This window comes from Pseudomonas frigoris, from assembly GCF_047758635.1.
GTDB lineage: Bacteria > Pseudomonadota > Gammaproteobacteria > Pseudomonadales > Pseudomonadaceae > Aquipseudomonas > Aquipseudomonas frigoris.
Genome location: NZ_CP180479.1, coordinates 1,410,085 through 1,429,348 on the forward strand (window position 1 = coordinate 1,410,085; position 19,264 = coordinate 1,429,348).

Here is a 19,264-nt window from a genome sequence, read left to right on the forward strand (position 1 = left end):
ATCGCGAGCAAGCTCGCTCCCACAGGTTTTGCGTGATTCTTAGAACGACGACTGGACCTTGATCCCGCCAATCAGCGCGTCATCGACCTGGTCCACGCCACCGGGGTGGCGGATGTATTGCAGGTTCGGGCGCACGGTCAGCCAGTTCGTGAGGTGCACGCCGTAATAGAGTTCGGCGCTGTATTCGGTGTCCTGCGGTGGCAGGAAGGACGGGTCGTTGTAGTCGAAGACCGCGCGGGCCTGATTGGTCGCCTCGGCGTTCTTGCGGTAAGCCGGGTTGACGTGGACGCGGGCCAGGGCGAAACCGATGTCGTCCTTGGCGCGTGCATCGAACAAGCCTTTGTAGACGACGCCCGCCTGGACATAGTTGTCGATGGCGTTGGTCTTCTTGTCGTGCATCGTGCCGTTGGCGAACACGCTCAGGCCGCGGGAGTTGTCGCTGGCGCGGCTGGTCAATTGCTGCTGCACACCGAGCCACACACCGTGTTTGCTCGACGCGCTGCGGTAAGCCTCGCCACTCAAGGCGGCCGGCTGACCATTGCTGTCCTTGTAAGCGTCGGTGGCGTTGGCACTGCTGTAGTAATAGCCAGCGCGGTATTCCCCCGGTAGACCATTGAGCTTCGGCGACCACACCAGTTCCACCGGCAGGATCGCGCCCTGGGTACCGCTGCCGCTGAGCTTGAAGCCGTTGCCGCGATCGAGGTTCGACGGGTTCTGCTCATACGCGCCGACTTGCGCGTACAACTCCGGCGTCAGGTGATATTTGACGCGCATCGCCCACTGGCTGACCGGCCAGTTGTACCAGATGCCGCCGACCCAGTTGCCCACCTGCGAGCCGCAGAACGCGAGGTTCTGGAAGTCGCAGGGGAAGCTGTTGAAGTCTTCGCCTTCGCCGAAACGGCCGACCTTGATGTCGAGCTTTTGATCGAAGAATTTCTGCTGATACCACATCTGCGTCAGGCGCCATGTCTGCCCGCGGCCCCAGACTTCCTGAGCCGAGGTGAACCCGCCCACGCGCGGATCATTGATGCGGTCGTTGCTGATGTTATTGCCGTTGCGCTCGGTGATGGTCAGCTGAAATTCGGCGTCGTCCCAGCCCAGAATCTTCTGCAAGTCCATGTGGGTGCCGAGGCCAAACTGGTCGCTGTAGCGAGCGGTGCGGTCATGGTCGTAACCGCCGTGCAGATTGCTGCCCATTTCGCCGGTGTAATCGACTTTGAAGTCGTAGCCTTTTTCCGAAAGTTCGGTGCGCGTGCCGTTCCAGTCGCCGAGCATCCACGGCGACTCGCTATCGAAGGCCGGAGCCGCCTGGGTGCAAGTGGCGAGGCCCAACGCGGTGAATCCGCCAATCAGGTTCAGGGCTTTTCGACCAGCAATAGTGGTGCGGACAGCGCTGTCTCGCGGAGTTTGAAGATAAGGCATAGGGGAAGTAATTCTTGGTCTTTTCTGGGGGGTGAACTGAAGCGGCAGTATGTCGCGGGCAGCGGAAGCGTTTCAGCTTGACGAGCGCAAGGATAATGTCCTGTTACAAATAGAGAAAGCGCTTTTAACGACATGGAGCGTTTCGGATTTGGTAACAGTCAGTGGAAAAGATCGCAGCCTCGTTTCACTCGACAGCTCCTACAGGTGAAGGCATTCCAATGTAGGAGCATCGAGTGAAACGAGGCTGCGATCTTTTGTGTTTCACCTACATTTAACTGACCGCACACAGATCGCTTCCCCCCAACGAAGCCCTCGGCTAAGGTGCGCGGCTTCCCATTCTTTCACCGCTCGAAGGCCCGGCATGACCGAACAGAACAACAACCCGCTGCACGGCGTGACGCTGGAGCAAATCCTCAACGCGCTGGTTGAACACTACGAATGGTCGGGGCTGGCCGAGCGCATCGATATCCGCTGTTTCAAGAGTGATCCGAGCATCAAGTCGAGCCTGACGTTTCTGCGCAAAACCCCGTGGGCGCGGGAGAAGGTCGAGCGCTTGTACGTGAAGTTGATGCGCACCAAGCGCCCGGTCTGAACATGGTCAACCCACCGACGCCAGGTTCTGCCGCGCGGCGTCATGTTGTCGCCGTGGCTGCAGTGCTTGGCTGGGCGGGACTGAGCATTCAGTTGTACCTGATTTTCTACTCACGCTGGACGCTGGCGGCCAGTCTGCTCGGCGGGCTGATCAGCTTCTTCAGCTATTTCACCGTGCTGAGCAATACGCTGGTGGCGACCGTGCTGACGTGTGAGCTGACGTCCCGCGAGTCGGCGGCGAGACGCTGGTTTTTGCAGCCGTGGGTAAGCAGCGGCATTGCTGTGAGCATCGCCGTGGTCGGCCTGGCGTACAACGTCTTGTTGCGCCATCTATGGCATCCGCAAGGCTGGCAATGGCTGGCCGATGAGCTGATGCATGACGTCATGCCCCTGCTGTTTCTGACTTATTGGTGGTGCTGTGTGCCGAAAGGCACGTTGCGACTGCGGCATATCGCTGCGTGGGTGATCTATCCAGTGGTGTATTTCGCGTACTCGTTGTGGCGCGGGCATCTGCTGGCGGTTTATCCCTATCCGTTCATTGATGTCGGCAAACTGGGTTATTCACAGGTGTTCGTGAATGCCGGAGGGCTGCTATTGGGTTTTGTGGCGATAGCGTTGTTGGTGGTTGGGCTGGATAGACGTCGTCGCCAATAAAATCGCCAGGATCGCAGCCTGCGGCAGCTCCTACAATGGATCGTCGTACACCCTGTAGGAGATGCCGCAGGCTGCGATCTTTTAAGGTTTCACTCGTCGTCGCTGTCATCCGCCCGCCAGTAGCCGACGGCTTTGACGGACTGCTCGTTAAGCCCGTGCTCATCCAGCAATACCTGACGTATCTGCCGCGACACTTTGCTCTCGGTCGCCACCCAGGCGTATAGGTTGCCGCTGGGCACCTGCAGCTGCTTCACGGTGTTCAGCAGGTTATTGCTGCCGCCTTCGCGCAGTACCCAGATCACATTGACCTGCGCCACGCTGTCGAGTTTTTGCTGCTCGGCACCGTTCTCCACTTCGATGATCACCAGTGCCCGGCGATTGGCCGCCAGGCCTTCCAGTCGACGAGCAATCGCGGGGATGGCCGTCTCATCGCCGATCAGCAGGTAGCTGTCGAAAATGTCCGGCACGATCATCGAACCCCGTGGCCCGCCGATGTGCAGGAACTGGCCGGGTTTGGCCTGTTCGGCCCAGGTCGAGGCGGGGCCGTCACCGTGCAGTACGAAGTCGATGTCCAGTTCCAGTGCGTCGAGGTCAATGCGCCGAGGGGTGTAATCACGCATGGCGGGCATCGGGCCGTTGTCTTTGCCGGCACCGAGTACCAGGGTTTCCAGCGCCGCCTGCTGCGCTTCATTCTGTGGGAACAGCAGTTTGACGTGGTCGTCCGTGCCGAGGCTGACGAAGCCTGCCAGCTCCGGGCCGCCCAGCGTTATGCGGCGCATGCGCGGCGTCAGGTCGACCACCCGCAACACTTCCAGACGACGGCGTTTGATCTCGTGGCTGACACGGTGAATGGTTTGCACGATCACTTCAGTCATTCGGCTTGCTCCTGAGCGGGTTGAACGACAGGGCCATCGACGATGGCTTTGGCGGTGTTGTTAAGCAGGTCGCGCACTCGCAGGATTTCTTCCGGGCTCCAGCGGCCGTGATGCATCTGCAGGGCATGACGCAAGTTGTGCACTGCTTCGTGAATCTCGGCGGGGCGGTCATGGCCGCGCAATGAGCGCTTGCTGACTTCGATGCGCATCCGCACACCATCCAGTGCAATCGACTGATCGCTTAACGACAGACGTCCGGCATCGGTGATGGTGTAGCGTTTTTTCCCGCCCTCGGCGTCGCCCAGGATCATTTCGCTTTCTTCAAGGAAGGTCAGGGTCGGGTAGATCACACCGGGGCTGGGGCTGTAGGCGCCGTCGAACATGCTTTCGATCTGGCGGATCAGGTCATAGCCGTGGCACGGCTGCTCGGCGATCAGCGCCAGCAGCAGCAGTTTCAGATCGCCTGGGGCGAAAACCCGTGGGCCACGGCCACCGCGTTCGCGGCCGGGGCCTGGGCGTTTTTCGAAGCCGTCGCGGCCGTCGTTATGGTCGCGGTGTTGGGAATGATGGTCTCTCATTTTTCTCTGCTCTCGTCGTATTTAGATACAACTTAAGATATATCTTAAGCGCAGGGCAAGACGTTTTTTGCAAGGGGCTGATCGGTGCCGACGGGCGGTCGGCGCGGTCAATGATGCAAATCACCAGGAAATATCACCGTACATAAGCTGATTTTGTCGCCGATACAGGAATTGTTAATAGTTAAAGCTATTGCTCTAATAATAGTTGAGCTTATGTTCTAAAAATCCTGCAAGTCCATTGTTGTCTAGGCGAAGCCGCTGTATGGTTTTTTTAGTAAAACTGTATGTAGGCTGTAACTTACAGTCGCTGTTTGGTATTTGAGTTTTTTGTTTCTTTTTCCTTCTGGTCATGAGGTTATTTAACTACGCGCTCATGGGAAGTTGCCTGCTTACTTTCTGGAACAAGAAGCCGAAGATGTTTTGGCGTTGGAAGTTCAAATAAAGCGACCTGTTACGGGTAAGCAGTTTTTAACTTTCAATGAACCGATTCCATAAAGAAAACAGGTACTTAACAATGTTCAAGAAAATCGCAATCGCTGCCCCATTGGCTATTTTGGCGCTGGGTTCCTCTGGGGCATTTGCCGCAGGTGAAGCTGCTCACTCCATCAGCATCGTCGCCCACGTGCCGACTAACGGTTTCTACGTGGTGCCTACCAATCCTGACCTCGTCAACAAGGATCAGGATATGAGCTTCCAGCCTACCACCGGTAAAATGGGAGAAGTGAACGGGTTCTTCGATGTGCGTAACAACGCCGGTTCGGTTCACGCCAGCCTAGACAGCGCGCCAAAACTGATCTCTGGTGCCAATACCATTGCTTTGAAAGTGGAACTCAGTAACAAGGAACTCAACTTGACCCCGCAACTAATAGCAGGTGAAGCCGAGTCTGACGTGAACTTCCGCGCACCGCTGAAAATCAGTGCGGTAGGTACGACCTTCCAGTCGGGCGACTACACCGGTGTCGTGGCAATGACCTTCGACGCTGTCCCTCCCGTGGGCGGCTCGCGCTAACTTTCAAAGTCGCGCAAACCGACAGGGCAAACAGCATTGTTTGTCCCGTCGGACTTCAACTTGATTGTAATCAGAGTAAGAGTTCATGTTCCCGATGACCCCCATCGCGGCTGCGCTTGCGCTGTTGTTTTGCGCCAGCGCAGCGGCGGCTCCCGTTTCTTCCGCCGGTACGACACCGCGAAGTCTCCTGGCGCAGGCCAAAGGTCTTCCGGCGGATTTCGAGGAGCATTTCTTTGATGTGCCTCTGGCTGTCCGGGTAGAACTCGATCAACAGCCTCTGGGAGAGGCCATGGTGGTGTTGTCTCGCGATGATCGCGTCACCCTGCTCGAATTTACCGACACCAGCGAAAACCGTTTCGGCCCCGCTGAACGGGAAAAATGGGCAAGTTATCTCAAGCCGGGTGTGCCGCTGGGCAATTGCACGGGGTCATGTCCGGATCAGGTGCTGGCCGTGCACTACAACCTGGAAAACTCGTTGGTTTCGATCCTCACCGAAAACGCCGAGCGCGATCTGGAGACCAAGCGTTATTACGAGCAGCCGGATGGCGGCAGTAGCGGCCTGATGGTGCGCAACCAGCTCAACCTCAATGGCGGCCAGGATCAGGATCTGGGTGGGCGCTATGGCCTTGAAGCCAGCGCGAGCCTGGGCAACTGGAGCCAGACATTCAACATGCAATTGGCCCGCCTCGGCGGTCCCGACGATAAGCTTTATCACGCGGTTCATGAGCTCTACACCCAGCGCGAACTGCAGGGCAGCTTCCTGCGCCTGGGGTATTTCACCCCCAGTTCTGAAGGGCTGACCCGCCAACCTCGTACGTTTGGCACCAGCCCCGATACCGCTGTCGGCGTCATGTTCGGCAGCTCTGACAGCCTGGCGATCAACAGTCCGATGCCCAGCGTCTACCCGATTTATGTCACGGCCAATCGCCAAGGGTCGGTGGAGATCTATCGCGACGGTCTGTTGATCAACACACAGTCAGTGCCCGCGGGATTGCAAACCCTCGATACCCGGCCGCTGCCAGGCGGGATCTACGAAGTGGAAGTGCGCCTGATCGAAGATGGCCAGATCACCTCCACTACCCAGGAGCTGGTGTACAAGCCCAGCAACTGGCGCAACCTCGATGAGCGCTGGCGCTACAACCTGTTTGCCGGTGAAGAAAGCAAACTGCTCAGTAACTGGAACCAGCAGTCCAGTGGCAGTCCGACGGCAGGGGCCTCGGTCAATTACCTGATGCACCCACGGGTAATTCTCGGGCTATCGGCGCGGCAGATTCGCGAAAAACTGCAATACGGCAGTTCCATCGACTGGACCCTGGCCAATCACATCAGCCTGTATGCCAACGTGTATCAGACCCAGGATCATGGCACCGGTCTCGATCTGCAAAGTCTTTACAACTATGGCTCCGGTAGCCTGGTGATCAGCCACAACCGCAGCTGGCTGGACACCACCAACCTGTACGAAACCCTGCCAGACGGTACACGGGTGCGCCAACGCAATGTGTTCATTGGCGAAACCAGCAATTCATCCCTGGCGATCAACCATCGGGTCAGCAGTAAAAGTTCGATCAGCGGACGGGTGTCCCACAGCGAGGGCAACATCGATGGCATCGGTATGGATCTGGGTTGGACCCAGCGCGCTACGCTGTTCGGCAGCGATGCGAGTTGGCGTCTGTCGTTATTTGATCGCCCGGGCAGTTTCAGCAGTGGCGACGCACGCAACCGCGGGATCGACCTGAGCCTTAACCTGGCCTTGGGCACGCCGGGCCAGCAGATCACTGGCAGCATCGGTTCGCGCACGGCCCGTGACGGCAGTCGCGACAACAATAGTTCCCTCGGCTGGCGCCGGGATCTCAAAGATCACGTGCTGCAAAACGTCTCGGTGACTGCACTCACTGACACCTACGGCGTGGGTGTGTCGAGCCTTGCCAACTTTCGTACCGACGCAGTCAATGGCGACGGTTTCGTCCAGCGTTCGTCCTACAACGGCAACTTCACCGGCGGTCTTAACCTGGACAGCACCCTGGTTGTCGGCGGCGAGCAAATGCTCATGACCAGCCATTACGAAATGCGTGGTGCGGGAATGATTGTCGACGTGGAATCAGACATCGACGACATCACCCTGCGCGCCGACGATTACAGCGGCGGCGGTGCGGCGTTGAAGCCGGGGCGCCATTTCATCCCGATTACCGCGTACCAGAACAGTTCGGTGAGCTTCGATTTTGAAGGCAATCACGTGCCGGCAGCGACCATCGAACCGCCGCGCACGCGCTATCACCTGAACAAGGGCGGGGTGGAATACCGCAAGGTGCGGGTGATGAAAACACTGACCGTACTCGGGCGACTGGTCGATGAACAGGGTCGGCCGCTCAAGGGCCATCACGTGATCAACCACGCCAGTCGCGGGGTGACGGAAGTCGACGGGTTCTTCTCGATGGAAATGAACGCCGGCTCGCCGACGCTTGAAGTGCGCCAGGGCAATCAGCTGCTGTGCCAGTTCCGGCTTGACGCCAGCCGTCATCGCAGTGAAAACAATGTGTTGATGATCGGTGATCTGCGCTGCACGCCGGACACTTTGGCTGACGTTACGTCCACCGAACAGAAGGCGGGATGATCCTATGAAAAAGTCTATGTGGTGCCTGGGACTGTTGACGGCACTGAGCATGCCTTCGGCGGAGGCGGCGAGTCGGGAAATCCGGGCCTTGTTTCAGCCCGATTCTTCTCAGCCGAACAAAAATGTATTCCTCAACAAAACCCCGAACAGTGGCTATTGCGCTCAGTACCCTAGTGAGTGTGTTGACAACAATATGTTCAGTATCGAGTTGCCGGTTCGTTTCGATTCCACTCGAGCCATCGTTCCGGGCCAAGGTATTGCGTTGAAGGTGCCGGCCAACTGGCGACAGCTGACGGTGACCAATGCCGAGACCCGTGAAACGGAGACTGTTGAAGTGCGCATCACCGGTGTTGGCTCCAAATTCATTTTGAGCGATTCAGCGGCCAAGCTGGTGGGGGTGACCGCCTCACTTGAAGGTCATCAAAAGCTATGGACCAGCAGCAGTTGGGTCTATGCACCAGAGCCCTGTCAGTACAGCGGTAAGGGGACTTACTCACCCACAACCTACCGTTTTTTCTGGAAAGCGCCAGTGGAGGCTGCCTGCGTCAAGGTAGCCGCTTTCAGCATTCCGTCCATGTCCTTTGACACTCTCGTTTTTGCCTATGAACTACGAACCCCCAAACCCTTGAACATGTCGAGTGGGCTCTACACCGGTGCCATTTCCTACACCATGGGCCCCGGTGCCGATTTCGATCTGGGACCGTTGATGGTTCCGGACGACGCCAACCTGACCCTGGATTTCGTCCTCGACGTACAGCACACCTTGAAGGTGGATATTCCGCCCGTTGGCAATCGGGTTTTATTGGAACCCCAAGGCGGTTGGCAACCCTGGCTGGAGCACGGACGCAAACCTGTGCGTCTTTATCGCGATCAGATTTTCAATATTTCCGCTTCGTCGAAGTTCACGATGAGACTCGTATGTGAGCTGGATCTGGACACTGGTTGCGGGATTGTTGACCGCGGGACGGGTTACGCGGGGCGTGTGAATGTCAGTGTCAGTTTGCCTAACGGGCTGACCGACAGTGCCGGGCGACCGGTCAGACGGCTGCCTTTGAATCGCACTGCTACAAGCCCGTTTCAGCTCGGCATCTATGTCGATCGAAAGCCGGGAACGCTGCATTTCGAAATGGGTGAGTGGGACACCAATTGGATGATCGTCAACTCTAAAGGCAGGCCCTTTAAGGGCAACATCACCGTGATCTGGGATTCCGAAGTCTGACCTTTCGGGTTGGTCATCTTTTATTTTTCATGAGGTTGAGGGGATGAAGCGTCTGTTATGGCTGTGTGTGCTCTGTGTGTATCCCTTGGCGGTTCAAGCCGGACCACAGATTAACGTTGGCACCGTGTATGACTATCTGGATGCCGATAAAAGTACCTACTTGAAACGGGTGTTCAACAGCGGTGACAGCACCGCTTTCGTCAAGGTCAACGTACTGGAAATCGTCTATGAGGCCGACGGCACGCCGAAGGAAATCCCGGTCGAAACGTCTGCTGACGGCGCTTCGCGCAATGGCGTCATGGCCAGCCCGGCTCGGCTGATCGTTCCGGCCCAGGGCATGCAGGGTACACGCCTGTTGTACATGGGCGAGCGGGATCGAGAGCGCTACTTCCGCGTGCGTTTTACCCCGGTGGTGCCGGAAAAGGAAGATGAGTTTCTGGTCAGCAGCGAAGAGCGCGAGGATTACAAAAAAAATCTGTCGGCGGGGGTCAACGTGATGACCGGGTTCGGCACAGTCTTCTTCGTTCGTCCAAAAAATGCCCGTTTCGAGAGCACCATCAGCGACACCGACCATCGCTACGAGTTGCGCAATAACGGCAACACCGTGGTCATCGTCGACGAGTTCAAAAGCTGCAAAGTAAGTAATGAAAACGAATGTGGAGCGACCACCAAACACCACGTCATGGCCGGCAAGGCATTTGGCTTCGACAAGGAAAAGGGGCGTGAATACCGTTTCATCCTGATCGAAGGCGACAGTAAAAAAGTCCTGAAGATTGCCAGCCGATAGGCCGGCTTTCCATTGACGCAACGGGTATCGAACATGATCAAGCAATGCGCCGCCGTCGCGCTGACGGCAATGACCGCACTGATGGGCTCTTTGACATGGGCTGCCCGGGAAGAGCACACCTTCGAGGTGTCCGTGACCATCCCGACGCGCTCGTTCTACGTGATCCCGGCCGAACCGGACTGGATTCACCGGCCCCAGCGGTTGATCTGGAACCCCTCGACATCGACCCTGAGCAGCGTGCGCAAGCACTTCGATGTGCGGCATGACACCAGCGCCATTGAAGCGCGCCTGGAGGCCGCCCCCTACCTGTCGAACGGCAGGCCGGTTGACAACATTGCGTTGCGGGTCAGTTTCAACGGGGTGGAGTTGAGCCGGGACCTTTCTCCATGGCTGGTGGTGTCGGCGGCTGACGCGGCGGCAGGCAAGCGGGTGTTGCTGGAAATCGCTCCGGTGATGCCGCCCGGGGGATACCGCCCGGGGGATTACAGCGGCAACGTCCTGTTGTTGTTCAACGCCAGGGCGCCGGGGGAGTGAGTTGAAACAGGCGCCTCGATATCCGGGATTCGGAAGTGGGCTGAGCAATGTGTCGATCGAGAAGCAGCGCCGAGTGATAAGACTCGGCGCTGGCGTAGGGTCAATCAAAAGATCCCCAGGCGCATTACATTTTCAAAGTCCGGCTCGTGCCATCGCTGCCCGGGTCAGGTTTCTGGCCAACTCGTTCCGTGCATAGCCCATGTCTTGCACCAGCCTGTTATAAAACGATGTGCTCATTTTTTCACCACTGAACACGTCTTTCTCTGGAACGTTCAGCGCTCGGGTCAACGCTTCCAGTTTTTTCTGAAGCGGTGTTGTCTGAGCCCTATCCTGATTATTTGCCCACTTGTTTTGAACCTCGCGCAGCTCTTCGAGCTGCCGTTGTTTTTCCTTGAAAAGTTGATCGTTCGACTCGAACTGTTCAGGGTAGGTTTTACGCAAATGTTGCTCCCAGAACGGGTTCTCGAATGAATCGACCATCCCATTGACCAGCCCGTCGCCTTTCTCCCGTTCGATGATCGTGTCATAGGCTGTGTCGATTTTCGCCCGATCTACACCGGATCTCGGTTCAAACAGCATGCCCTCGGACTGCCACGGCAACTCCAGGCGTTTCGCCAGTCCCGTTTCAAACGCCAGGTGCACTTCCACATCATCCGGAGCGGTGTTGTTTGCCGGATTGATCAGAAACTTTTGCTGCTGGCTGCTGATTTCGGCTCTGGCGACATCACCGACCTTTTCCAGGCGAGCGGCGCTACGGGCCAGCCTGACCAGTTTGTCGTCGAGCACCGTGGTGGACGCCGATTCTGTGTACGCTTGCGACACCAGTACTTTGAGCCCCATGTTGTTGAACAGCTGCGACCCGGCATCCGCGCAGCTCTCGGGTTGACTGGCCTGTTTAAACAGTTCTTCGCGCAAATCGGAGTCCAGCGCCATGGCATCGATCATTTGCCAGACGCGCTTGGTCAACTGCTGGCGAGCTCCGACGTCCCGGTAATCCCGGCTCTCTCTCTGTTTACTGATGACCCTGAAAAAATCGGTGGAGCCGGGTTCGGCCATCACATCGTGCCAGGACTCTTCCCTGTGTACTTTGTAACCCTCGGACAAATCGAAAACCGATGGTGCGTTCGAGGACGGCTTCCAATGGCTCAGTTCATTCTCTACAGCTCCTGAATAGGCCTGCTGACGGGCAAAGCCCATGGATTCGCGGTAGTCGCCAAAACGGATCCGGTCGGCATCGGAAAGCCGCAGGGTGCCGAATCGCGCACGTGCCAGGATGAACGCTTGATCCGACCCTGGTGCGACCTCCGGTACGGTCTTGATCGGGCATTGGCGCATGTCGAGAGCAAAGCCACGCGGGCGGTTTCTCTCGCCGGCCGCGTCGCTGAAAAGACCTTGCGGCCAGTCTTCGATACCGGTATTTGCCAGACCTAATACTTTCAAGTCGCCCATGCCACCGACATTCGGGGGCTGGCGCAGCGGATTGCCGTCCAGCCTCAGCGTTTCCAGGTTGGAGAGGTTGCTCAACTGCTCGAGCGAATTGGCACTCAGACTGATTCGGTTGTCAGCCAAATCCAGGGTTGTCAGTTGACCCAGCTTGCCGATATCGGATGGCACCGTGGTCAATCCTGTGTTGCGGGCGCTCAGCTGACGAAGGTTCGGGAAGTCGTTCAAGAGACCGTTGCTGTCGACCGAAAAACGCGCTTTGTCCAGGTTCAGCACGGTGATCTGGTCAAGGAACTTTCCGATGTCGGCCAGCTTGCGTATTTGCTTCCACCAGCGCTCGAGATCCGGGCCCATGATTTCGGCGGAAAGATCCAGCGTATAGCCACCGTCCGGATGGATATTGCGCTCGCCGAACGCTTCGCTCTTGCGTTCGAAGCACTCAAGCAGCCGTTCCTCGATATGCCTTCCGCCGTTTTGCAGGAAGTCCCTGTTAATCCCGGCGATGGGATCCCCGACACTGTCGAATTGAGTAGGCTGGTTTTCCCGCCACGCCTGTAAGGTGTTGCGCAATTGCTTGAAGTCATCCCTGATGCGGTCGATGGCCTGGTTGGGATCGCCCTTGGCACGCAATGCCTGAAGAAACCTGGTGACTTGCTGATCGCTCAATTGCGGATGCAGCTCCTTGATCCTCTGCTCCGGGGTTTTTTCGCCAAAGAACCAGAACGGACCACGCACCAGATTGACGGTTTCAGTCGTGGCAACGGCGCGAATGGGCGGTTCCGCCAGCAATGTTCGGCGTTCGCCCGACGGCGCGGAGGTTTCCATGATCCATAGTTTGAGCAGGTGACCGTGACCGCGCGAGTAACCCAATGCCGTGCGCTTGTCGTCGGGCAGGGCATTGAGTATCGCTTCGTAGAAGTCGCCGGGTTTGTGCAGCTGCCGGTTGTCCCCGTCGAGCACCTCGTAGCGGCCCAGCCCATCGCGGATCAGTAGCCGTACCGTCGAGGCATCATCGGGGCCGACACTACAGCGTAGCGGGCCGTCAAATGCGCCATCTCGCACCTCAATGCGCAAATCGCTCAGGCTCTCGTTATGAAGTGTCAGGGTTCTCAGCGCTAGCATCTCGGTGTTCGGCACCATCATTTCGTCGCGATAAAAACCGTCGTAGGCGCGGGCGGTGGACGCTTCGAAATTCACTTCGCGCGCCAGGGTTTTGATCCTCAGGGGCAGGCGACTTTCATCGGCTATTCGTTGCAGTTCGGCTGGCTTTGCTTCAGTCAGGACTTTTTCCGTGAGCGTGAGCGGCATGTCCGGGAACGTCTGTTTCAGCACGCGGGTTTGCGCCCTGTTCGACCGTTCACCTGCCTGGTACGCACGTTTGGACATTTCGCCCTGTTGCTGATCGACGGCATCCGCCAATCGGTCACGCACGGCTTGGGTGCGTTCGGCGCGTGGTACGTCGCGCCCCAGCAGGGTGTTGATTTCGGTGTCGTTCAAAAAGACAGAAACCCGTTCGGGCAGTCGGCCGGACAGGAGTTCTGGCAGGCCGATGCTCAGGGTATTGGCGTCATTTGCGTGGGCGTTGCCGTAGGTGCGTGACTGACCACTCAAGTCAGACCGTTCATAAACCTTCAGCGCCCGTTCGGCGGGCCAGCCCTGGAGCCTTGTCAGCAGTGGTTCGAACCACACGGACGATGGGTCGAGCGGTCGTCCGGCACGGATGTTCGCACTGGCGATCTGTACATCGTCAAACGCGCCGAAGCGCTTGATCGCGTCGACCAGCAGTGGCGGCGGTGGCGCATGCTCGGCATGCATGCGCCGCAGTTCCCCTTCGTCGGTTCCGCTGCTGATCCGGATCCGTTCGCGCTCCGCTGGTGTAAAGCGCTCGACGCTTTGGCCGAGGCGGCGCATCAGGATTTCACCTTTCCAGTCGAGCGGATTTTCGCCCTCGAACACCCAGGCGCCGCTGCCGTTGTGTTTGAGCTTCGGCGAGTAGGCATTCGGTCGGGTGGGGTGTTTGAGGCGGTGTGTGGTGCTCGGATCGCGCGAAGTGGTTTCAACGGCGTAGAGTTTGCCTTCAAGTGGCAGGATGTTCTGATTGAGGTGTCGGTGCAGGCCGAGGGCGTCGGGTTTCGAATCAGTGGGCAGGTTCAGGCTGGCTTGTTCATAAGGCTTGAGATCGGAATGCCACAGCGACTGTTTGCCGTTGGGCAACGTGACCGGGTTCATGCCCTCGACCAGCGCCGACAATTTGAATCTAAGCGTGCTGCCAATCGCTGCACCCGCCCCAAACGCCACCAGTTGAATGACGTCCGTCACCACGCTGATCACATGTTCGGTTGCTTCAACTGCCAGACCTTCGGCCAGATCGACAATGCCTTCAATGACGTCATTCGTCAGTTGATAAGCGGTGTAGGCCATCATCAGTTCGCCCAGACCCGGCACGAATGGCGTGGCGATCAACAGGGCGACGTTGAAAAGGTCCGATACGATTTTCTTGAAGTTGTCCCACCAGGCCCAGCGCGCCTTGGTATCTGTGTCGGCGGTGGACACGGCGATTTCACGCGCGTCGTTGAGGACCTTGTTGAATTTCTGCTGGTAGGCATATGTCCAGTAATCCCGATGAACTGGCAGGGACAGGAACTGCAAGCGAAGGTGAGGCACAGGTTCTTCGCGCCACGTTGGACGTTGATCCGTCCGATCTTCTTTGTCATGCCATTCGATGGTGCTGAGGCCTCGATCCAGATTGGCAAAAAAATGCCCGCGCTGCTGTTGATCGACAAACTGGCTGAAGAATTGTCGGTAATTTTGCCTTGATGATGGGCCGACGTTGTTTTCACGCAATTGGCGCGCCAGTTCCGTCATGAAGGCATCTGTTGATTCGTATTCCTTGAGCGGGTGATCCGGGTCATGGGGAACATAGGCAATGAGCCGTCGAATACCTCCGCTGTCTTGCATGACAGGAAGCAAAAGAACAATGCCGGTCATACGCGTCCCCATCATGGAGAAATCGCAACACAGCATTTGTTTCCCATTGAGGAGCGGTAGAGATTCGCCCTTTGCCAGCGCCAGTATCAGTTTGTAGGCGTCGTATTGGATATCCTCGGTCATCAGCGCCAGTTGCGCGGCGACGGCGAGTGCGTCTTTCTGGCTTTCAGTCACAGTCTTTCGAAGGAAGGCTTTGGCCACGGGGTCGCCGGGGAGCAGGTAGCCTTCGAGATAGGCTCTATATCGGGCGCCAATGTCCAGTTCCCGGCACAGCGCCTGGAACTGGCTGATGGTCATTTTCCGCTTGATCGACAGGACATCGAAGTGCCCGCGATGGTCGGGTTCGGTGATGAAGTCCGAGCCGGTATCAACCTGTTCACTCTTTGCAAAGTTGTGCAGCGCCGCATCCAGCATGGACACGGTTCGGGCTGTGACACCATCCCGCAGGTCGATCACATACCAGGGCAAATCCTTGGGAAGGTACAGGCGCAAGTAGGTGTGCTTGACGTCATGCTCGACTCCGTAACGCTTTTTGAGCTCTGCCTGGAGCAGGGGCGCGGCGAACGAATGGAGGTCCAGTTTTTCGAACAGTTTGTCGACCGTATTCTGCGAGCGCCATGCCTTGAGGTTGGCCGCTTTCAGCTTGTCATGATGGGTGGCGGGCGATGTGGTGTACCACGGCTCAATCTTCAATCCAGCAGCCGCCAGTGCCCGGCCTCTGCCGACAGTGGCGTCTTTGAAGTTGTCGCTGATGGTGTTTTTGATGAACTCGTAGTGCCGGCCCTTGTTGATGTTTTGGCCGAGCGTGGGAGCGTCAGACATGGCAATCATCCTTGATCGTTTTAAGAATGATCAGCCTATCTGTCGGGGCTAAAAACAACAGTCTAAAGATCTGTGCTTAACCGGCGCTTCCAGCCGGTAAACAGGTAAGTATTCAAATCTGAAAAATAATTAAATACCACCTGCTGCGCAAAAGCTCACAGTCGCGATGTCGGAACCGGCTGACACGCGACACTGCTACCCGGTTGCAGGTACGGCGTCAGAATTGGCGCCATCCCCTTGAGCACCTGCACCGGCAACGCCGAGGTGAATTTGAACGTTTCGGCCGATTGCCCGGGCACGAACGCAGTCATCGTGCCGAAGTGACGATCGCCGATGTAGAACACGAAGGTCGCGGTGCGGTTAATGGATTTCGAACTCAGAATTCGCCCACCCGAACCGAAGGCTTCGATGCGGTTATCGCCCGTACCGGTTTTGCCGCCCATGGCCAACGGTTTGCCATCCGGCGTGATGAAACTGCCAGAAACACGTTTGGCCGTACCGGCATCGACCACTTGCGACAAGGCTTCGCGCATGGCCGTGGCGACCTCGGAGGGCATGACTCGCTTGCCGACATCCGGGTCATTGATCAGTTTGGTTTCATACGGCGTATTCGCCGCGAAGTGCAGGCTGTCGATGCGCAGTGTGGGCATGCGCACGCCGTCGTTGAGGATGGTACCGATCAGCTCCGCCAATGCTGCCGGACGGTCGCCGGAACTGCCGATGGCGGTAGCCAGCGACGGCACCAGGTGATCGAACGGATAGCCGACTTTCTGCCAGCGCTGGTGAATGTCGAGGAACGCTTCGATCTCCAGCATGGTGCGGATGCGACTGTCGCGGGCGCCCTTGTGACGGCTTTTGAATAACCAGCTGTAGACTTCCTGGCGTTCGAACTGGCTGGCTTTGACGATCTGGCTGAACTTGGCGTCGGGGTTGTTCAACAAGTAGCCCATCAGCCAAAGATCCAGCGGGTGAACCTTGGCGATGAAGCCCTGGTCCGGTAGGTCGTAGGCGCCAGGGCCGTAGCTTTCGTAGAGCCGTTGGAGGCGTTCGTCGGTCAGTTTTTCGGTGAGCTTGGCGCCTTTGAGGTGCGCGCGCACAAACATGTTGAAGCTTTCCTGACTGGCCTGTGGCAACAGATAACGATGCACCGCGGCCATGCGGATCGGTGTCGGGCGCATGCTGTCGAGGAAGGTCTCGAGCCGCGCCTGGGTGTCCTTGTTCTTGTATTTCTTCCAGAACTTGAGCAGGAACGACGTGCCTTCGCGGTCGGCAAACGAGGCGAGGTATTCCTGGCGGCGAGGGTCGCGGTCGTCCTTGAGCAATTCGGCGCTGCTGTTGGGGCCGGAATACGTGGTGTAACGCACCAGGTCACGCATCAGCCGAATGAACGGCAGGTTGATCGACTCACGCAGGGCATCACGCAGGGTAGGGAGGCGGCCGTTGTCTTCTTTGCGAAAGTTAACGAATGTGTGCAGCCCGCCACCGGTGAAAAAAGCTTCGCCGGGGCTGGCCGAGTATTTGCGATCCAGCGCAGCGCCGAGCATGCCTGGCAAGTTGCGGTCTTTGTTCTGGATCAGGTAATCGACGGCCCAGCGACTCAGGCGGTCCTGTTCAGGGACGTCGACCTTCTTCAGTTCCGGGACGGTCATCGTTGCGTACTTATCGTGCAGCTCGGCGATGATCTGCAAATAGGTGGTCAGCACACGCATCTTGGCGGTGGAGCCCAGTTCCAGCTTGCTGCCTTCATTGATATCGAAGGGCTGGTCGGTGCTGTCGGTCTGCACCCGCACCCGCGAGCCGTCCGGGGTCAGTTCGAACAGCGTGAAGCTGTAGCGTACTTGGGCGGTACTGGTGGGGGTCAGCAGGCGTTCGCCCATCAAGCCGATCTGCGCCGCAAACACAGGATCGGCCAGATGCTTGAGGTACTCGGTAGCCTGGGCTTGCAACTCGCCTTGCAGGGTGCTGGTGGCGGAAAGGTCAAGGCGATCGAGGTCGTACAGCGGACGGTTGAGCAACCCGCCCAGACGACTGCGCGCCACGCTGATGCCCTTGTTGGTTTCGATCGGCTGAATGGTTGGCTGTGTCTGCCAGTCGCGATAGGTCACTTTGCTGGCCAATGCCGCTGCCGCGAGTGGCGCATCGATCACGCTATTGAGTGCCAGCAGACGAATGTGGCTGTCGGTGAGTTCGGAAAGTTCATCGTGGCCCTTGGTCAGGTAGTGGGAAGGACGGCGCTGGGCAATCATCAAAGACAGCATCTCACGCAGGGCCAGACCTTTTTCCGACATGCTTTTCGGATCTGTCTCCTTGCTGGCCAGCCGCTCGTTGGCCTGGTTGAAATCGGCGCCGTACCAGACGCGCAAACCTTCGGCCATGCCATGCACTTCACCGTGGCCCGGTACTGCCGACAGGGGCACGCTGTTGAGGTAATCGCGAATCACGTTCTGCCGGGCTTCGAGGGTCTCCGGCCCGGCCTGATAGGCGCGCACGCTGGCAGAAATCATCTGACGGATTTTTTCCGCGCCCGACACAGTCAGGCCATCGGGCGAATGCCGGTACTTCTCAAGTTGCGTTGCCAGGGTACTGCCGCCCGCCGACTGGCCCGGCAGGTGCAACAACTTGGCGACCTGGGACCACGCCGCCATGCCGAACCGAGGCCAATCCACGGCAGGGTTGGCCCGTGGCTGAAGGGGATCGAGCAGAAAGCGGTTTTCGATGAACAGCAAACTGTTGACCACCACAGGGGGGATCGCCGCAAAGCTTGAATACAGTTGTTGTGGGTATTTGTACTGGTAAAGCGGTGCACCACGGCAATCGGTGATCGACAATCCAGCCTGGATCTTCTCCGCGTAGGGCACGAAAAAGCCCTTGTCGGTATAGTCCATCAATTTTTGGGAAAACCGGGTCTGTGCCGCCACAACGTAGTCACGCTTGATCAGACGCGGCAGGAATTCATCCAGAGAGCTGTAGCCCAGACGCAGGTCGAAAGGACCGGCGCCGGGATAGTGAATGGCATCGCTGGGACCGGGTTTCAGCTCGTAGCTCAGGGTGGCGGCGAATTGGCTGAGCTCCCGGGATTGAAACTTCGACGTGCGCATTTCCTTGGCCGCGGCCAGCCCCAGGACAATCAGAATTATCAGCAACAACAACCAGAACGCCCCCCAACCGTGCTTCGTACGACTGCGAGGGGGTTTTTCAGGTAAAGGCGTTTCATCCACACGTTCAGTCGGAACCACATTTTTTCTCGAATCGGTTTGCCACAAAACGCCCATAGTCGACTGATCCATTCACGCAGATTGAGAGGACTTGTCTGAAGCTTAGACGGTGGTTGGCCTTGGTGAAAAAATTGTGAACAGGGTTCTCCCGGTTTTTTTCCGGATCCAAGTGGGTCCCTGTAGCAGCTGCCGAAGGCTGCGTTCGACTGCGCAGCAGTCGCTAATTCTGTGACCTTGACCTGTCTGGCATACCGCAGTGTCTGATTTACGTCTGCTGCGCAGCCGAACGCAGCCTTCGGCAGCTGCTACAGGGGGCGGCAGTGTGTATGCCCGAGATACTTGGATTAGAGCCATCGGAGCGTAAATGCCGCCTAAGTTGGGGACATGACGATGCACCACTACCGTGCAATACTCCGCGCCGTTTCATTAGCGAATAATCCTACGTAAGGCAGGTAATGCCCCTCCGTAAACCTAACTTTTCCCGAGAGTTCTCGCTAAATGTTGTGGTTTATAGAG

The 19,264-nt window shown here is 57.7% G+C and carries 12 protein-coding genes; 7 read left to right on the forward strand and 5 right to left on the reverse strand.

Translation table 11 applies throughout. The features are described 5' to 3' along the window. Nucleotides 1-39 precede the first annotated feature (39 nt). Nucleotides 40-1,422 (reverse strand): carbohydrate porin, encoded by a 1,383-nt coding sequence (locus ACMXYH_RS06360; protein ID WP_415766618.1) that lies wholly within the window; start codon nt 1,420-1,422, stop codon nt 40-42. A 361-nt stretch (nt 1,423-1,783) separates the two neighbouring features. On the opposite strand from ACMXYH_RS06360, the gene ACMXYH_RS06365 reads away from it, so the two are divergent. Both ACMXYH_RS06365 and ACMXYH_RS06370 read left to right on the forward strand, forming a co-directional pair. Beyond that, nucleotides 1,784-2,014, forward strand: a complete 231-nt coding sequence (locus ACMXYH_RS06365; protein WP_007944895.1) for a VF530 family DNA-binding protein — start codon at nt 1,784-1,786, stop codon at nt 2,012-2,014. 2 nt (nt 2,015-2,016) lie between these two features. Further along, complete coding sequence (locus ACMXYH_RS06370) at nt 2,017-2,667, forward strand: Pr6Pr family membrane protein (RefSeq protein WP_415766619.1); 651 nt, start codon at nt 2,017-2,019, stop codon at nt 2,665-2,667. Nucleotides 2,668-2,756: 89 nt separating this feature from the next. On the opposite strand, the gene ACMXYH_RS06375 is transcribed toward ACMXYH_RS06370, so the two are convergent. Then, the gene (locus ACMXYH_RS06375) at nt 2,757-3,542 is read right to left on the reverse strand and encodes a siderophore-interacting protein (RefSeq protein ID WP_415766620.1); all 786 of its coding nucleotides are present in this window, start codon (nt 3,540-3,542) and stop codon (nt 2,757-2,759) included. Next, the gene (locus ACMXYH_RS06380; RefSeq protein WP_415766621.1) at nt 3,539-4,120 is read right to left on the reverse strand and encodes a PadR family transcriptional regulator; all 582 of its coding nucleotides are present in this window, start codon (nt 4,118-4,120) and stop codon (nt 3,539-3,541) included. The genes ACMXYH_RS06375 and ACMXYH_RS06380 overlap by 4 nt, the downstream gene beginning before the upstream one ends. A 514-nt stretch (nt 4,121-4,634) precedes the next feature. Here ACMXYH_RS06380 and ACMXYH_RS06385 point away from each other — a divergent pair. The 5 genes from ACMXYH_RS06385 to ACMXYH_RS06405 all read left to right on the forward strand — a co-directional run bounded on the left by ACMXYH_RS06385 (nt 4,635) and on the right by ACMXYH_RS06405 (nt 10,280). Further along, nucleotides 4,635-5,129 carry a CS1 type fimbrial major subunit gene (locus tag ACMXYH_RS06385; protein ID WP_415766622.1) on the forward strand — a complete coding sequence of 165 codons (495 nt, stop codon included), beginning with the start codon at nt 4,635-4,637 and terminating at the stop codon, nt 5,127-5,129. Nucleotides 5,130-5,214: 85 nt separating this feature from the next. Beyond that, entirely contained in the window at nt 5,215-7,740 is a 2,526-nt protein-coding gene (locus ACMXYH_RS06390) for a CS1-pili formation C-terminal domain-containing protein (protein ID WP_415766623.1), read from the forward strand. 4 nt (nt 7,741-7,744) lie between these two features. Then, nucleotides 7,745-8,959 (forward strand): hypothetical protein, encoded by a 1,215-nt coding sequence (locus ACMXYH_RS06395; protein WP_415766624.1) that lies wholly within the window; start codon nt 7,745-7,747, stop codon nt 8,957-8,959. A gap of 43 nt (nt 8,960-9,002) precedes the next feature. Further along, on the forward strand, nt 9,003-9,746 hold the full coding sequence (locus tag ACMXYH_RS06400; protein WP_415766625.1) for a molecular chaperone: 744 nt from the start codon (nt 9,003-9,005) through the stop codon (nt 9,744-9,746). Nucleotides 9,747-9,779: 33 nt separating this feature from the next. Further along, nucleotides 9,780-10,280, forward strand: coding sequence for a CS1 type fimbrial major subunit (locus tag ACMXYH_RS06405; protein WP_415766626.1), 501 nt, complete (start codon nt 9,780-9,782; stop codon nt 10,278-10,280). A 132-nt stretch (nt 10,281-10,412) separates the two neighbouring features. On the opposite strand, the gene ACMXYH_RS06410 is transcribed toward ACMXYH_RS06405, so the two are convergent. Together ACMXYH_RS06410 and ACMXYH_RS06415 are read right to left on the reverse strand one after the other, a co-directional pair. Beyond that, on the reverse strand, nt 10,413-15,533 hold the full coding sequence (locus ACMXYH_RS06410; protein ID WP_415766627.1) for an NEL-type E3 ubiquitin ligase domain-containing protein: 5,121 nt from the start codon (nt 15,531-15,533) through the stop codon (nt 10,413-10,415). A 155-nt stretch (nt 15,534-15,688) separates the two neighbouring features. After that, on the reverse strand, nt 15,689-18,805 hold the full coding sequence (locus tag ACMXYH_RS06415; RefSeq protein WP_415766628.1) for a transglycosylase domain-containing protein: 3,117 nt from the start codon (nt 18,803-18,805) through the stop codon (nt 15,689-15,691). Between the last annotated feature and the right edge of the window lie 459 nt (nt 18,806-19,264).

Coding starts and splice junctions, on each gene's coding strand:
- ACMXYH_RS06360 (WP_415766618.1), bottom strand. CDS start 1,422: ATGCCTTATCTTCAAACTCCGCGAGACAGCGCTGTCCGCACCACTATT.
- ACMXYH_RS06365 (WP_007944895.1), top strand. CDS start 1,784: ATGACCGAACAGAACAACAACCCGCTGCACGGCGTGACGCTGGAGCAA.
- ACMXYH_RS06370 (WP_415766619.1), top strand. CDS start 2,017: ATGGTCAACCCACCGACGCCAGGTTCTGCCGCGCGGCGTCATGTTGTC.
- ACMXYH_RS06375 (WP_415766620.1), bottom strand. CDS start 3,542: ATGACTGAAGTGATCGTGCAAACCATTCACCGTGTCAGCCACGAGATC.
- ACMXYH_RS06380 (WP_415766621.1), bottom strand. CDS start 4,120: ATGAGAGACCATCATTCCCAACACCGCGACCATAACGACGGCCGCGAC.
- ACMXYH_RS06385 (WP_415766622.1), top strand. CDS start 4,635: ATGTTCAAGAAAATCGCAATCGCTGCCCCATTGGCTATTTTGGCGCTG.
- ACMXYH_RS06390 (WP_415766623.1), top strand. CDS start 5,215: ATGTTCCCGATGACCCCCATCGCGGCTGCGCTTGCGCTGTTGTTTTGC.
- ACMXYH_RS06395 (WP_415766624.1), top strand. CDS start 7,745: ATGAAAAAGTCTATGTGGTGCCTGGGACTGTTGACGGCACTGAGCATG.
- ACMXYH_RS06400 (WP_415766625.1), top strand. CDS start 9,003: ATGAAGCGTCTGTTATGGCTGTGTGTGCTCTGTGTGTATCCCTTGGCG.
- ACMXYH_RS06405 (WP_415766626.1), top strand. CDS start 9,780: ATGATCAAGCAATGCGCCGCCGTCGCGCTGACGGCAATGACCGCACTG.
- ACMXYH_RS06410 (WP_415766627.1), bottom strand. CDS start 15,533: ATGTCTGACGCTCCCACGCTCGGCCAAAACATCAACAAGGGCCGGCAC.
- ACMXYH_RS06415 (WP_415766628.1), bottom strand. CDS start 18,805: ATGGGCGTTTTGTGGCAAACCGATTCGAGAAAAAATGTGGTTCCGACT.